Annotated in this window: 16 protein-coding genes; 5 read left to right on the forward strand and 11 right to left on the reverse strand. The window is 49.0% G+C overall.

Annotated features, from left to right (window positions below; genetic code table 11):
* Positions 1-8 precede the first annotated feature (8 nt).
* The 4 genes from uppS (at position 9) to HPY86_06980 (ending at position 2894) form a co-directional block, all read left to right on the forward strand.
* On the forward strand, positions 9-725 hold the full coding sequence (uppS, locus tag HPY86_06965) for a di-trans,poly-cis-decaprenylcistransferase (protein ID NPV14655.1): 717 nt from the start codon (positions 9-11) through the stop codon (positions 723-725).
* Entirely contained in the window at positions 703-1524 is an 822-nt protein-coding gene (locus HPY86_06970; GenBank protein ID NPV14656.1) for a phosphatidate cytidylyltransferase, read from the forward strand. The genes uppS and HPY86_06970 overlap by 23 nt, the downstream gene beginning before the upstream one ends.
* Positions 1521-2540 (forward strand): hypothetical protein, encoded by a 1020-nt coding sequence (locus HPY86_06975; protein ID NPV14657.1) that lies wholly within the window; start codon positions 1521-1523, stop codon positions 2538-2540. The genes HPY86_06970 and HPY86_06975 overlap by 4 nt, the downstream gene beginning before the upstream one ends.
* Positions 2541-2624: 84 nt before the next feature.
* Entirely contained in the window at positions 2625-2894 is a 270-nt protein-coding gene (locus HPY86_06980) for a hypothetical protein (protein NPV14658.1), read from the forward strand.
* 67 nt (positions 2895-2961) lie between these two features.
* Here the strand turns inward: HPY86_06980 and HPY86_06985 are convergent, their stop codons facing one another.
* Together HPY86_06985 and HPY86_06990 are read right to left on the reverse strand one after the other, a co-directional pair.
* On the reverse strand, positions 2962-3306 hold the full coding sequence (locus HPY86_06985) for a VOC family protein (GenBank protein ID NPV14659.1): 345 nt from the start codon (positions 3304-3306) through the stop codon (positions 2962-2964).
* Complete coding sequence (locus HPY86_06990; GenBank protein NPV14660.1) at positions 3299-4519, reverse strand: imidazolonepropionase; 1221 nt, start codon at positions 4517-4519, stop codon at positions 3299-3301. The genes HPY86_06985 and HPY86_06990 overlap by 8 nt, the downstream gene beginning before the upstream one ends.
* Before the next feature lie 170 nt (positions 4520-4689).
* Between HPY86_06990 and HPY86_06995 the strand changes: the two genes are divergently transcribed.
* Complete coding sequence (locus HPY86_06995) at positions 4690-5184, forward strand: hypothetical protein (GenBank protein ID NPV14661.1); 495 nt, start codon at positions 4690-4692, stop codon at positions 5182-5184.
* A gap of 8 nt (positions 5185-5192) precedes the next feature.
* Here the strand turns inward: HPY86_06995 and HPY86_07000 are convergent, their stop codons facing one another.
* From HPY86_07000 to HPY86_07040, 9 genes are all read right to left on the reverse strand, one after another.
* Complete coding sequence (locus HPY86_07000) at positions 5193-7334, reverse strand: hypothetical protein (GenBank protein ID NPV14662.1); 2142 nt, start codon at positions 7332-7334, stop codon at positions 5193-5195.
* A gap of 123 nt (positions 7335-7457) precedes the next feature.
* Positions 7458-7898, reverse strand: a complete 441-nt coding sequence (locus tag HPY86_07005) for a hypothetical protein (GenBank protein NPV14663.1) — start codon at positions 7896-7898, stop codon at positions 7458-7460.
* 32 nt (positions 7899-7930) lie between these two features.
* Complete coding sequence (lnt, locus tag HPY86_07010) at positions 7931-9379, reverse strand: apolipoprotein N-acyltransferase (GenBank protein ID NPV14664.1); 1449 nt, start codon at positions 9377-9379, stop codon at positions 7931-7933.
* Positions 9380-9408: 29 nt separating this feature from the next.
* Positions 9409-10500, reverse strand: a complete 1092-nt coding sequence (locus HPY86_07015; protein NPV14665.1) for a Gfo/Idh/MocA family oxidoreductase — start codon at positions 10498-10500, stop codon at positions 9409-9411.
* Positions 10446-11072 carry a phosphoribosylglycinamide formyltransferase gene (locus HPY86_07020; protein ID NPV14666.1) on the reverse strand — a complete coding sequence of 209 codons (627 nt, stop codon included), beginning with the start codon at positions 11070-11072 and terminating at the stop codon, positions 10446-10448. Before HPY86_07020 ends, HPY86_07015 begins: the two co-directional genes overlap by 55 nt.
* A 165-nt stretch (positions 11073-11237) precedes the next feature.
* A complete protein-coding gene (locus tag HPY86_07025) occupies positions 11238-12677 on the reverse strand; it encodes a hypothetical protein (protein NPV14667.1) in 1440 nt (479 codons plus the stop codon).
* Positions 12678-12764: 87 nt separating this feature from the next.
* Complete coding sequence (locus tag HPY86_07030) at positions 12765-13181, reverse strand: hypothetical protein (protein ID NPV14668.1); 417 nt, start codon at positions 13179-13181, stop codon at positions 12765-12767.
* Between the two features lie 364 nt (positions 13182-13545).
* On the reverse strand, positions 13546-14628 hold the full coding sequence (locus tag HPY86_07035; protein NPV14669.1) for a hypothetical protein: 1083 nt from the start codon (positions 14626-14628) through the stop codon (positions 13546-13548).
* Positions 14629-14919: 291 nt separating this feature from the next.
* The gene (locus tag HPY86_07040) at positions 14920-15648 is read right to left on the reverse strand and encodes a hypothetical protein (GenBank protein NPV14670.1); all 729 of its coding nucleotides are present in this window, start codon (positions 15646-15648) and stop codon (positions 14920-14922) included.
* Positions 15649-15883: the final 235 nt, after the last annotated feature.

Consider the following 15883-nt stretch of genomic DNA (forward strand, 5'->3'; position numbering starts at 1 on the left):
ACAGGATAATGACTAAACTGCGTATTCCGGTTCACATCGCCGCAATAATGGACGGCAATGGCCGCTGGGCAAAACGCCGGGGACTACCGCGCACCTTTGGTCATCGCCAGGGCGTAAAGGCTTTGCGTGAAATTGTTGAGACCTGCGGTGAGATTGGCGTGCGCTTTCTCACCGTCTTTACATTCTCAACCGAGAACTGGTATAGGCCCAAGAAAGAAGTTGACAACCTGATAAAATTGATTGACCGGGCGGTAGATGAACAGCGGGATGATATGATAAAAAACAATGTCCGCTTTCGTGCCATTGGCCGGTTAACCGACTTTCCCGAAACGGTCCAGAAAAAAGTAAGTGCGCTTATGGCTGATACCCAACACAACACCGGTGTGACATTTACCATCGCTTTGAGTTATGGGGGAAGAACCGAAATAATCGACGCCTGCCAGCGTATCTGGGCACTGGGTAAAAAGGGTACAATCGCCACCCCACCCGATTCCGAAGACCAGTTTCGTCGTTTCCTCTATGACCCGGAACTACCCGACATCGACCTCCTGATTCGCACCGGTGGCGAAAAACGCATATCCAACTTTCTCCTCTGGCACCTCGCTTATGCGGAACTGTATTTTACCGAAACCCTCTGGCCCGATTTCCGGCGCAAGCAACTAATTGAAGCAATTGAGGAGTTCTCAAGAAGGGAACGCCGCTTTGGCCGTATTAAAGAAGAATAGTCTTGCCGGTCGAATCGTTATCGGCACGGCTCTTGCCGTGGCGGTGGCGGGCATCATCCTTTACACCAGACCCGAAGTCCTCACCATTCTCGTTATCATCTGGGTTCTTCTGGCAACGGTGGAGTTCGTTAACCTTTTGCGCATTGCCGAAATCAATCTGAATCTATGGTTGCTCACCTTTCTTAACCTGACAATTGCCCTTGCTGCCCATTTTAAACTTTTACCCCAATTCCTCATCGCACCCATCGCAATTGTCTTCCTCTGGGCTACAACCCAGCGTCAGCCCTTGCCCCGCATCCCGGTCTACAGCCTCTTCACCCTGATTTACCTTGGCTTTCTACCATCGCACCTGATTCTCATCCGCAGCGTCGTCCAGGATAAAAACCTGTCACCATGGCTCACCCTCTTTCCTCTGATATTAACCTGGACCAATGATACCGCCGCTTACGCCCTGGGACGACTCTTTGGCAGGCATAAACTCGCACCGCTCCTCAGCCCCAACAAAACAGTAGAAGGTTTCTTCTCGGGAATCGTTTTCTCCGGTATCCTCAGCGGCTTGTGGCTACCCAAATTGGCACCATTTTGCCGGTATTCAGCCGGCATTGCCGTACTATTAGGAGCCGTGCTGGGCGCCATCGCTCAAGCCGGTGACCTGTTTGAATCGCTCTTCAAAAGAGCGGTGGGAACAAAAGACAGTTCCACCATCCTTGGAGCGCACGGTGGCTTTTTAGACCGAATCGATAGCCTCTTATTCACCATTCCGGCGTTCTATTATATTCTCTTACTCTTCCTTCGATGAAGTTCACCGACCCGGTTATTATTCGCGAAGGTCCTGCCCTTACGCTGCACTGCATCGCCTTTGACTCCCTCGGTGTAAAAGGGATGTGCACCCGCATCGAAACCCCTGATATTGTGGCAACCATCGACCCTGGAGTCTCAGCACAGACCGACGAATTTCCCCTGCCCGAAGAACAGCGCCTGAAACTTTTAACCCGATTCCAGCAACTGGTCCGCGAATCCTGTGTCCGCTCCCAAATTCTAATAATTTCTCACTACCATCTCGACCATTTCATCGATAACCGGGACCCGGAAATCTATTCAGGAAAGGTCATATTTGCCAAGGCGATTAACGACCTTCCCAAAAAACAGCAGGAAACTGCGCGCCGCTTTTTCCAGACGATTGACGGTTTACCTAAAGAAATCATCTGGGCAGATGGCAGACGTTTCAAGTTTAAGAAAACCGAAATTGGCTTCTCCGCTCCCCTCTGGCACGGCAAGGCACAAGCGGAACCGGGCAAGGTAATCATGACCGATGTCCGAAGGGGCAAAGAGTCTGTTTTGATATCATCCGATGTCGCCGGACCGATTGATGATGAGGTTACGACAGCAATCTGCCAGCTCAACCCCCAGCAAGCGGTGATTGATGGCTACCCCAGTTTTTTGCAAGGTGACCCTGTTACCGACATCGACCTGTTAAAAAGTATCATCAACCTCTGTCGCATTCTATCCCTGCCGGCGCTTAAAACATTAATCCTTGACCATCACATTGCCCGTGACTACCGTTACCCGGCACTTTTCAAACTGCTCTACGACAAGGCAAAAAAACTTAAAAAACAGTTCGGGACTGTCGCCGAACTTACCGGACAAAATAGCGTTGTTATCGATGCGCTAAAGAACTATGGCACAACCCGCTGGCATCGCTGGCAGCCAATTGAATTGGAAACCGCTCGCACCAGCCTTGAAAAGGCACTAACCAGGGGCAAACTAACCCCGGAATGGCTCAACGCCTTTAACCGCTGGATCTTAAACCCCTGATTCGCAACTCAATTCCCATAACCCAGAATCCTGTCAGAGGCGTGACAGTTGACATTAAATCCAGTTGTTGCATATAATAATCCAATGCCAAAGGGAAAAATTGAAATACATAAATTTGATGAAGACCTGAGCCGGGTTGAGTTTGAAGAACTGGAACGGGCAAAACGCCGTTATCGCCGAATCGGAAACACTATCCTGTTCCTCTTGATTCTCGCGGGACTTTTCTGGCTGGGTTGGCGCCTCTATCTCCACTATCGAAAACCCGCTCCTTCTCCCGAATCAACTGAAGTCGAAAGCCCGAACCTCTGGATTCCGGGTATCGACTACAAACCAAACCAGGAAGAAGGCGAGTAGCCGGTATCATCGGCTCAGCAGAAATTAAAACCCTTTGAATAAAAGACAAAAGACTTAGAAAGCATTTTTACTCTTTTGCCCAGATGCCAATCCGACAACCGCACGGGTCGCGGAAAAAAGCGTAATACCCGAACTCGTTGCCGATTTCAGTTTTGGGTCTCTCAATCTTCCCGCCCAGTTCTTCGACTCTCTTCAGCGTCGCCGGGATGTCCGCCACTTTGATATAAACATCAATTGCCGGTTCCGGCATTTCCGATACTTTATAAATCCCGCCCCCGATTCCGTCTTCGACATCAAACATAATATAGTTTTCGCCTGACTCGCTCATCTTCCAGCCAAACAATCGGGCATAAAACTCCGCCGACCGTTTAATATCGGTTGATGGGATTTCCCAGTAACATAAACTATTCATTCTTTTCTCCTTTTTGATAAATGACTTTACCCGTATGAATCACGACCCGCACCGGGTTGTGGCCCAACCGGTAGGCAAGATGCCGATAGTCAGGAACATCGGTAATAACGATGTCCGCCCGTTTACCCGGTTCAATCGTACCGATTTCTAAATCCCGTCTCAATGCCCGCGCCGCATTGACTGTTACCCCTCTTATCGCTTCAACAATACTCAAGCCGTAGTGAATACAGCCCAGCTGCAATGTCAGAGGTGGAGCCAGAAGCGTCGAAGAACCCGGGTTAAAGTCACTGCCCAGTGCAATAGTTATCCCTAATTCCCGCATTCTTCTCACCGGTGGTTTGTGCGTGTCCTGTAAAAAGAAGCAGGTCCCGGGCAGAAGCACCGCAATCACCCCGGCTTTTGCCATTGCCTCAAGTCCAGCATCAGAAGGCTTTAAAAGATGGCTGGCAGAAATTGCCCCGACTTCAGCCGCAACTTGAGCGCCACCCGAAGACTCAATCTCATCGGCATGAATCGTGGGTAACAAACCAAACTCTTTACCGGCTTGAAGAATCTGGCGGCTCTCGTCCGCGTCAAACACAAAGTTCTCACAGAACACATCGCAGAACCGTGCCAGCCCAGCCTTAGCAACTGCTGGCAACATCCCTTCAATTACTAACCGCACATAATCCTGCTTTGCGACCCCTGTGGGCACCGAATGGGCACCGAGAAATGTTGGTACAATCTCAACCAATCCCATCTGCCCCAGCCGCTGTGCCACCCGTAAAATCTTAAGTTCGGTTTCTGTGTCCAGACCATAGCCCGACTTCACCTCCACCGCAGTTGCGCCCCAGGAAACCATCTCTTTCACAAACTCGAGCGCCCTTGTGTAAAGTTCCTCTTCGGATGCCTGACGGGTAGCGCGCACCGTGGACAAAATTCCGCCCCCTGCCTGAGCAATCTCCTTGTAACTTTTTCCTGCCAGTCGCATCTCAAACTCGTCTGCCCGCCAGCCACCAAAAACCAGATGGGTGTGCGGGTCAACAAAACCCGGTAAAACTACACATCCTTTCGCATCGAGCACCTCTTCACCAGCCTGAAGTCGTAAATCCGTACCCACCTCAACAATCTTTTCGCCCCGGATGCGAACCGCCCCATTGTAAATTATGCCCAGTTCCGAACCAGTAAGCGTCAGAATCTGACCACAGTTTGTGATTAACATCCCGTCGTTCATTATAGTTATTATCTCAAAACTTATTGATAAATCAAATTTTACCGGATGTCAACCTTGACATCAACCTTTTCCGGGGTAAAATCTAACACCTGCATTTACCGAAACGCCAGGGTCCAGTTGTCCTGAGCCTTTCCGTAATGTGGGAAAAAAAGAGTAACAGGAGGAAAGGTATGAAACGGTTAATGCCACTCTGTGTAATCCTGCTAATTTCTTTGCTGTATCCATCATACGGTAAGGACTGCAGCCAGTGGATTAAAGCACAACTCGACTCCATGGAAACATCATACACCATAACCGAAGATGGTACATTCAAGTTGGAATTTCCTGTGGAATTTTCTGTCGATGGGCGTACCCAATTGGTATTTATTGACTCAAAAACAGAGAGTTTTCTTGCAAACGATGTTCTGGAAATTTGGTCTCCTGTCTTCTGCTGTGAAGGTCCGTTATCAGCAGAAATTGCCAATATGTTGTTAAAAGACAACTCCGAGAATTTGGTCGGATTCTGGCAAATAAATACATCCTCTTCGGGTAAATCGTATGTGATATTCAAAATGGTTTATGACGCTGAGAACATTAAGAAACTGCTCTCGCTTTATCTATTTACTGTGGCAAGCGCTGCCGATGATATGGAAAAGAAGCTAACCAACGGCGGCGACCAGTACTAACGTCAGTTTCAGTTTAGCAAAATCAACTTTCGGGTTCCAGCCGCTTCTTGCCCGCGGACCCGAATAAAGTATAAACCTGTCGATACCCTAATACCTTTCTCGTCGGTCAGGTCCCAGTAAACACTCCCCGAACCCTGTCCCGGCAGAGGTCGCACCAATTTCCCGGTGGCGTCGTATATCTCAACTTCAGTCCCCGAGATTGAACCAAATTCTATCCTGCCCGCCTTCGATGCCCGAACCGTCGGTCCTGACCAGAAACTGTGAGCACGCTGGTCCGGTCTTTCTTCCACTCCGGGGTTAAATCTAATCCGGAAGTCTGCCGGTGCCGAAAACGCACCCCAGCCAAACCGATTGTGGGCTTTGCAGGTCCATTTGTAACTGCGATTATAGACGAAAATCGTATCAGGGAGCGAACAGTAGGGCACGGTTTTTGTTTCCCGCCAGATGGTGTCACTCAAACCGTAATAAACCCGGAAACAAAAACTGTCAACATTACGCAGGGTGGTATCAACCAGGAGCACAACCGGTGGATTAAGAATCTGCGAGCCGGCACGCGGGGAAAGCAGAGTCGGTGGTAACGGTTCCCGAATCAACCGAAAACAACCAAATGTCCCATCGTTTGCGGTCAACACCCCATTGTGATACTGCCGGAACCGCAACCGCACCGACTCGCAAGGAACCAGCGTTGGATTGAGATACCAGCGATACAAACCGGTATCAGGAACACTGTCAAGAAGCGACCAGGTTTTGCCCGCGTTGAAAGAAATGTCCATCGCCACCCAGGTTCCGGGGTTGCCAAAGTTGTCCCAGCGGACATCAATCGTATCCCCGACCTGTAAAACCTCACCTCTGCCAAAGGAGTTGTAAAATGTATCGCCCATCGGGTAACGTACCTCAAGTTTGTGGGCATCGCCGCCGCGCGGATGGGGCGAAGCAACATGGGACTGACCATCTCCTGAGTAATGCCACCATTCAGCCGGTGTCCACCAGGTGTTATGAACATAAAGGTCCTTATCCGGTGTCCGGTAGCCATACGCAGCGAGTGAATGAATCGCCCAGATTGCCGACCAGACAAAGGCATAACCAGCGTCAATCTCGGCTACTATTGTATTCCACGCCCAGTCATTGCCTGAAGAGCCATAATCCTCAACCATCTCAAAGTCGTAGCCATTGTCATAGCCAACAAGGTAGAGCCCCTGGGCTATTGCACCAAGATATGTTCCACCGCTTGTTGTATCGGTGAACATCCTTAAGGCGCACTCCCGCTGAACATTGGGAATCTGCTTGTCCCATTCGCCTTCCACCATATCCCATCGCTGCCAGAACCAGTCAACCAGCCGACCATAATCCTGAGTTCGGTCAATGTAACCTAAAACCATCGCTGCGGAAGTAGGTGTGCAGCCATAACTCCAGTCATAAAACGGCGCCCGTCCTGCATTCGGGACATACACCTCATTGAACTGAGAAAAGTCCCTCTGGAGCACTTGTTCCCACTCCTGCCGGTAATGAGCCGCTGCGACCGGGTCTTCATCCTGAACCCCTGCCGCCGTCTTCTGCTGCCGGATATCGTTGACAAACTCTGCGCGGGAGCGCCACATCCGTTCAAAATGGTTACTGAATATCACCCTATCACCGTTTGAACTGGAAAACTCCAGAAATGTCATTGGCGCAACAAAGTAAATCCGGGAAAGGAAAACCGGCGTACCAAGAACCTCCTCTGCCCGCCTTTGCCCTTCACGCCCGATTGCGTAGAACTCCGATGCTCCATACCCATAGCAAACTATCGGCGCCCGGTCGTAGCGGGCGGAGATTAAAACATGGGCATAATTTGAGCGCCAGCGGGTCAAATCGGTATTAACTGTGAGGTTTTCCCGCTCGGCAAAAATGTCCTCCACCACCTGTTCATAATCAGGAAACTCCTTGCCATCGGTTCGGAAATGAAACATATAGCCCGCGGTATAACCGTTCTCGTCCACATAGGGCACAACCACACCTAAACGACAGCCGCGCCACTCGGCCGCTGCCTTGCGCAACGCCAAATCCTTAATCGTCTCAAAAGGCACCGCCTGAGCCGGAGTCATGCCCGCCTCGGGTAAATTGAGCGCCCCTACTGCACTCCAGTAAAAAACCAATACAAAAAACATCTTCATTCTAACTCCTTTCACAATAAATGGTAGATTGTAAATTTTACCGCGGTTTTTTTCTTCTGTCCAATGCTTCGTTTAACCCCAAAAGAGCGACAAGCCCGAACCGTTGGCGAAAAATTTAAAAAACTACTTTGCTCTCAATCGCAACTTCAACTTACCATCTTCCCCCGAAAAGCCCCAGGTTACTACCCAAAAAGAAAACCAGTTTACCCTTTTCATCATACAGCGAAACCCCTCTTTCGTTAATCGAAGCCGCTCTCTTGCATCATCTCCGAATATTACGATGTACCGGGCTGAAATCTTCAATCGCATCTTTCCCTCCCTGTTGTAAACTTCGAGCCCAGTGGTGTCCTGGTCTTTGTTCAACACGACGATACCATCACCATCACTATCATAGAGTAAAATATCAGGTTCATTCTCCTCTGCGGTTATGTCAATCTGCACTCTACCGTTTTCGTCTTCCACCTCAACCCAGCGTGTACGAATCACGCCCTCCTGCCTCTCTGGTACATCGGCAAAACTGGCCACGATTATTGCAAGAAGGAGAGTCATAAAAACTATTCTCATAAGACCTCCTATTTTAATTCAATGGTTCCACTTCACATCCGGCGAGCAAAAATCGCCCGGCGTTCCCGCAAACGGCGTCGCCCACGCCGCTGCATAATCAGACCCAAAAGAATGCCTATCGGATAGATTATCAAACTCCAGTCCCCGAACCGCCGGTAAAATGTCGGACCAATCGCCTGCGGCACCTGACCGATGAGCACATCCTGAATGAACAGTTTTGTCTTTTTGATAACCCTGCCATACGGGTCAATAATAAATGAGATGCCGTTGTTTGCGGAACGAACCATCGGCACCCCATTTTCCACGGTGCGCATTACCGCCAGTTCCGCATGCTGATGAGCACCGGGCAAAGTGCCAAACCAGCCATCATTGGTCACAACCACCAGGAGTTTTGCACCCCTTGCGCAAAACTCCCGTGCCAGGTCTGGGAATATCGCCTCAAAGCAGATGAGGCCGGACAGTTTGCCCACCCTGGACTCAAACACGGTATAGTTCCAGCCCCGGTCCCAGTTTCCCATATCCGCAGTGCCGATCAACTTCCGGATAACTGGCAGTTCATCGGCATAGGGAATTTTTTCGGAAAATGGCACCAGCCGCATCTTATAATAACGCTGGGTTATTCCAACCCCGGGACGGATTAAGACCGCACCATTGTGCCAGGTGCGATGGTCATCATCGTAAATCGGGGTACCGGTAAATATCTCAATGTTCAATGAGTCGGCAAGCGCCCGCAGTGCCGGTCCCATCGTTGTTGAATGCAAAACATCGACCAGTGTTGCCGTCTCAGGATAAATCACCAAATCGGGTGTATCCTTTGCCGCCTCTTTTGTTAACCGAATCAAGTCCGACTGAATCCGCTCCCTGGAATCCCAATCACCCTTATCAAACGGTGAAACATTTGGCTGGACAATTGCCACCCGAAACCAGGGCGCAAGTGGCTTGATATGTGCGCGACTGTACACTAATGGAATTAAAAAAGCAACAACCAGACCGAGAGCATAACCTATCCTTTGCCGGGAAAAAAGCAGGCGATAAATCAACAGATTCACCAGCACCACCCAGGCAGAAACAAGATAAACCCCACCCAGTGCTGCCAGTTGAATAAAAGGTACGTAAGGGGTCATTGCATAACCGAGCAAATCCCAGGGAAAGGCAATCTGGGTTCGGGAACGGGCAAACTCAAGCAGGGGCAGGACAAGCGGTGCTGACCACAACCCGAACCGCCGCACCAGAATGCTAAACACACCCGTATAGAGCCCGAGATAGCCAAACAGCAAAACAACGCCGATATTCAGTAACAGCCGGGTTATCAGCTGCACCGGTACAACCAGAAACCATAGCCACCAGAGATGAAACCCCGCAGCGAAAAATCCAAAAAGCCAGCCCCAGAAAAACACCTTGCTGCCCTTTTCTATTATCCAGAAGAGCGGTATCAACGCAAAAAACGCTAAAAACCGCAACGGGAATGGTGCAAACGCCAAGCCCAGACAAAGTGCCGCGGAAAAAAGTATCAGGAACCGGCGGATGGTGCCTTCCTTTCTTCAGTAAGTTCTACCTCTTGACCGGAAGCATTAGACCGGTAAAAACCATCCGTAATCCGGGAAATTGTCAGGGCATCGGCAACGGTTTCCGCCGGTGGCAAATCCTGTAAAAGCGCATCGACCCACAGTTCAATCAACCGCCTGTACGCCTCGCGCAAAAGCCCCTTCTCCGGAATCTGGGGTGTGATGTTCACCAGCCTGCCATGCATCTCCTTGTTGATGGTAATCGGATTCAACAACGCTGCACCCGAAGTGCCAAACAGATTGAAATAGACAAAGTCCCGCTCCATCAACAAACTCCAGCCCACCTCAACCGTCAAAACCACATCGGAATCGAACCTGATTAAGGCAAATGCAGTGTCTTCCACCGCAGAACGGGCATTTCGCTTTGCCGCCACACCATAAATCCGCACCGGTTTTGCCGGCTTCAAAACCCAGAGTGCCGAATCAAGCAACGCCGAACCAAGCGTTAAGAACGCACCGCCACCGGCGCGCCGCGGCTCATACCACCAGCCTGTTGGTGACCAGGAGTCGCGACCACGCAGCCAGCCTGTCTTGCAATAGTACACCTTGCCCAGTTCCCGACCGTCAACAAAGTTCTTGACGGTCTGGACATCAGGCCTTAAACGGGTCACCAGACAGGGCATCAAACGACGCCGGGTCCGTTCTGCTACTGCGACCATCTGCTCCGCCTCGTGATAATTGAGTGCCAGCGGCATTTCGCACAAAACATCCTTACCGTACTCCATCGCCGCAATCGCCATCGGTGCATGCAGATAATTGGGGGTTGCGAGTACTAACGCCTGAACCTCCTCATCCTCCTTTAACCGGTCAAAGTCGGTGTAATACCTCTTTACCCCGTGCAACGAAGCGAGATGACGCAACTTCCGGACATCATTATCGCACAACGCCACCAGTTCAATACAGGGGTTTGCCTTCAATGCCGGAATAAGCACCAGTTGTGCCTGGGCACCACAACCGACAACCGCAACCCGGAGCCGGGTAGTTAGCGGGAGCGCACCAGCACCCGCCGCCCTTGTATTTCCAGCCTGTCCTCGCAAAACAACCTCACCGCCTCAGGATATGCCTGATGCTCCTCAACCAGCACCCGCAAAGAAAGCGACTCCGGCGTATCCACATCCCGCACCGGTATTGCCCTTTGCACGATTATTGGCCCGCAATCAACGTCTGCGGTCACAAAGTGCACAGTGCAGCCGGTAATTTTCACCCCATAATTAATCACCGCTTCATGAACCTGAATCCCCTGTAAACCGGCAAAAGCGGGCAGGAGCGAAGGGTGAATGTTCATTATCCGCATCGGATACCGCTCAAGAAACTTTTGCGATAGAATCCGGTTGAACCCGGCAAGACAAACCAGGTCAATTTGATGTGGCTCAAGCGCCCTGATTACCTCTTCCTCAAACGCCGCACGGCAGGAAAAGTTACGGTGGTCAATTGTTACAGTTGGAATCCGAAAAGTAGCGGCACGATTCAAGACCGGAGCCTCTGGCACATTGACAACTAAAATTCTAATCTCCGCAGGAAAGTCCGGCCGTTCACAACTGCGGGCTAAAGCCTCAAAATTTGTCCCGCGCCCTGAAGCCAGAACCGCAATCCCCTTTTTGACTTTCATACTACGATTGTAATTATTCGCTGGTGGTTGTCAAAACAAACAACACACCTCAAAAATAATCTCTTTGAAATGGCTTTGTTTTGAGGGAACTATCGCAGGGCAAAACTATTTTTGCTAAATTCTACCGTTAAAATTCATTTGTCCTAATTGCGAACATCACTCTTTCTATCGCACCAGCACCACCTTTTTCACCACTCTTGTATCAGGCACCTCAAGTTGGATAAAGTGCACCCCGCAAGCTATATCATCCGGGAGTTTGACCATATATCTGCCCGGCTCTTTATATCCAGCAACAAGCAACCGCTCCTGCCTGCCCATAACATCATAAACACCCAGCCGGACAAAGCCCACCCTTTTCAAATTGAACTCACATTCTCCTCTTGGACTAACTTTAAGCGCTGTAAAACCGGACTGCACCCGCTCTTTCCAACTCCTCCCCTGCGGACCGGGCGCACCATGCTTAAAGTAAATCTGGAAGGTATCGCCACTGTTCGCGCCCGTCATATTCCAGATAAAATATAGATGGTCTGGGTTTGGTCCATCACCACCGCTCGTAAAACCGGAGAAATAATAGCGGTGAAGGGAATCACCCGGTCTTACTAAATACCTTTGACCCCACTCACCATTCCTGTTCCGCTCACGATACCAGTAATAAACAACATGTCGGGTAAGGATTCCCATAAAAAATATACCATAACCAATTCCGTTCCTGGTAAATGTGAAGTTGTCGCATCCACCTATTGTGTCACCGCCTGTTATATACAGTGTTTCTCTTGGCTGCCAGATGCCATTAGACCTCCAGGAGTGGTAACTGCCACCGCTTTGATAAAAAATTATATGTGATTCACCGGTGAAGGGATTGACTCGCAGCCAATATGGGACTTCACTGGTGGGGAAGGTATCGGCTCCAGCGTGAATCAACTCCCTTGGACTCCAGACCGTGCCATTCCGACAGCGATAGATATATCTGCTGATGCCGCCACCCTGAAGTAGATAAACCACATGGACCCGATTGTCAGGTCCAGCAGCCAAATAAGGTAAAGCAATTCCCGAATCAGGACCAACGCTGTCCAGAACAAGAGGCGGCTGCCAAACCCCGCCAACCTTTTCCCGATACACAAGCCAGGTGCCGTAAAGGTGATAAGACTCCTTCCAGAGCGTATGAATATGACCATCCGGACTGCAGGAAACAAGAACCCCTCCCCGTGGTAGTGTGCCCGAACCAACCGAGATTAAAGTTGACACACTGTCCCAGACACCATCAGCCCGGCGCATCTTATACCAGATGTGATAGCCACGATACTCCTGCCAGACAGTATGGATGTTGCCCTGCGAGTCACAGGCAATCTCCGGATAGCAGCATTTGTGCCATTGCGCCAAATCGGCGCTGATGCAGGTGTCCGGAGTCCAGCTCACATCAGGAACAAACCGCTTGTAATAAACCTGAGGTTGTAGTGGGTCGCTGGTACGGTAAGAACCCCAGACGATGTGTATCTGACCATCCGGAGAGACAACAATCGGGTTATAAGGACATTCAAGGGGGTTGTTATAAGGGGGCGCGGTCAGGCAGGTTTCAGGGTCCCAGACGATTTGCGGATGAAACATCGTGTTTAACTCTTGCCTATTGACTGGGGTAAGGGAAATTAAAACAATTAAGAGAACTGTCACATTTACCTCACTTTTACTTTTCAATCATTGTCTTCGTGGAATCGCTGGTCTTGTGGTTGGGTACTGAAGGTACAGGTCAAAGGTGTCACAGACCGTGTTATCCGGATATGATGTCCAGTCGGTGTAGTCGGAAAATAAAGTATCGTTATTTTCCAGACGCCAGCCAATAAATGTGTAGTCCCAGCCATAATCAAGCGGCGGTTCTCCGCCATTCCACCAGTGAAGGTATTCGGGATAGGTGGGAGACATAGGGTTGTAGGCCAAGGTGGCGTACCGTTCTGGACTTGGTGACTGGTTGTTTGCACGCCAGCATTCAATATAACCAGAAACTTGTTGTATTGTGTCCTTTCTCATTACATTCCGGGTGAAAAAGCCCTCTTCGGCATAGATGAGCAGTGGCAGGATAAAGAGAATTGTTATCAAAGTTTGTGCCCTTTTCATCTTAAACCTCCTTACTTTTTATTCTTGTTGCCACATTAAATAAGTTTAACTCCAGCCCAATTCTGGACCGGAGGCGCACCCTGCCACCAATCACCTCACCGGATTTGTTGTAAAACCAGAAATCACAGGATAGAAAGAGTAGAGTAGACTCGTCATCGTAGACTCTGTAAAAATATACAGCAAAAAACCTGTTTTGTCAAGTCGCCGGCATCTTTACGGACAAACAAAGCGACGATGCCATCAGTAATACCCAAAAGGAAAAAGTACTCTTAAAATAAATCAGAAAAAATATTTGCCAATCGGGTCAGGTAACAGATGAAGAAACGCACCGCGTAGGTCGAAACCAAGTAAGCCAATCCCTCCATTACAATAATATTTTCAAACCAAATCTGAGCCAAGCGGTTGCGTTATATGGCAACCCTTGAAGATACCCCGTGGTTTTAGCACCTGCGGCAATTAGTAAGATGCTCTTGGCGGTGATTATTCCCACCTCTGTTTCCAGAGCACAACCCCATGGTCTTCCTGTCCAACCGTGGAGGTCAAAAGAGAACCGAACTTTATCATAAGGAATATTTCCCACATAAACTCCAGAACAGATTGCATCCGGTTGGGAAATCCGCCAGAGGTGGCCAATATAACCACTGCCAAATAGCGAGTCGCCACGCCAGTACACCTCAAAATACCGTTCTGTACCGAGTGAAGTCAGTCCGTATGAAAATGCGGGCATAATCTGAACTTTCCCAATTTTAAACATCGCAACCTTCACCTGAACCGAATCTAAAAATAACAACTTGAACGTGTAATACAAGGACTGATAAAAAGGTGGATTAAGCAGGGAAAAAATACACGACTCTTTTCGGATATTTCGGTAAAGCTTCTCTCTTTCATCAAAGGATGGAATAGAATCGTCAGTCTTGAGGGCAACCATATCCCACAACCAATTCGAGACATCGCCCCCATCACCTATCTTTGTCTTGAGGACATAAAATGATGTCCCTTGTTCATAAAGCGCTGCCCAGAGAAAATCTGTACCCCTAACCGGCGATATTCCATAAAACTTCTTTCTGAGAAATCGCGCCGCCACTCTTTCTGCTTCCAAACCTCCAACTGTAAACATTGCCCTTTCTTCTTCCCCAGATTTACTACTATCTGACTCAACATCCCATACTTCAAATGTCCATGCGCTCCGTAACCCAAGCCAAGGAGAAAAAGGCAGGTAGTTATACGGGATGTAATAACCAACGCTCCATCCATTTTCCACGGCCCGCTGTCCGTGTCCAAGTTCATGGACAACAGTTCCCAACCAGTTTATATTTGAAATGTCCCAGAGGAGTAACTTGGCAAAGCGATATAAAGGCCCGTTTAGTTTAAGTGGTGCCAGCCCTTCATAAACCGCATAGTCAAGGAAGTTATAAAAAGATATAAAGTTCGCGGCGGTTTCGGTCATCCCCATCTCCGGCGGTGGATGGCTGGGGTTGATGTAAAACTGAAGTTGAGACTCACTGTTGATAGAAACGCATCCAACGAATAAAGAAATTATCAAAAGTTGGCACATTTTTTAGAGCAAAGAGAAGGAAACGTGAGCAATGTTTGAGCAAGGGAATGAGATTGCCAAGTTTGGCGCGCAGACTTGTAATGAGGGTTTTGTTCTTCATCCCCAGTTTTGGTATTTCGTTTAATAAGGGAGAGGCGCCCATTTATGGCGCCCATCCCTTTCTCATTAACCACGCTTTTTATTCTAAGGTTGGAACGGGTAAAAGACCCAACCATCACCCGAAAAAGTAATGGTATTACTATCAAAGTCAACGTTTCCGTTCAAATCGAGCTCGTATTCCACAGGTGTTGCTTCGGGATATATTAAGTTGCTGAGATTACCGGAAACTTTGCCGACAAATGTATTATCTGCCAGATTGAGTGTTCCATTGATGTTCCAATTTGCGGTATTAGGTCCGGTAGATATTGTACCCCATTGCATTGAAGGCCCAAGTTCGATAGCGATGATGTTAAATGTTATGGTATTTTCGCTTTCATTATAGGTAAGGGCGTACTGCCCAGCAAACGATGTAAAGTTAAACCAATTCACCATATTCCCAAAAGGATCAGCGGTTACAGCGGTGACCAATGGCGCTTCAGTCGCGTTAACCGTAAAGTTCCCTTCTTTAGAACCGTTGCTTTTAACTTCATTGATTAACCCCAGAAGCTGGAAACTTGGATGGTAATTACCGCTATAACTCTTGCCTCCTCCTTGTTGACAATCAACGAGTGTCCACCATTTACCCCGTTGATAAGTTCGCCTCGGGCATTGCTCGCCCTGGGGACAGTTTGCCCCTGGTAAGTTGCAGTTACTACAAGAAGCAAAAGCCACAGCCGTACCGCTTTGGTACTTGCATTGGTAGCCAATTACTACTGATGGTAACAAAAGCGAAGATGCAACCACTATTGCTAATGCGGCTTTAAAGTTTCTCATTTTTCAACCTCCTTTCTTTTTGTTTATCCCTAATTGCCGCATTAATTGATTTGAGCCTCCAGCCCAATTCTGGACCGGAGGCGCACCCTGCCACCAATCACCTCACCGGACTTGTTGTAAAACCAGAAATCACAGGATAGAAAGAGTAGAGTAGAGTAAACTCGTCATCGTAGACTCTATAAAAATATACAGCAAAAACCTGTTTTGTCAAGACGCTGGCATCTTGCATATTTTC

The organism is candidate division WOR-3 bacterium (assembly GCA_013177935.1).
Lineage (GTDB): Bacteria > Hydrothermota > Tepidihabitantia > Tepidihabitantales > Tepidihabitantaceae > Tepidihabitans.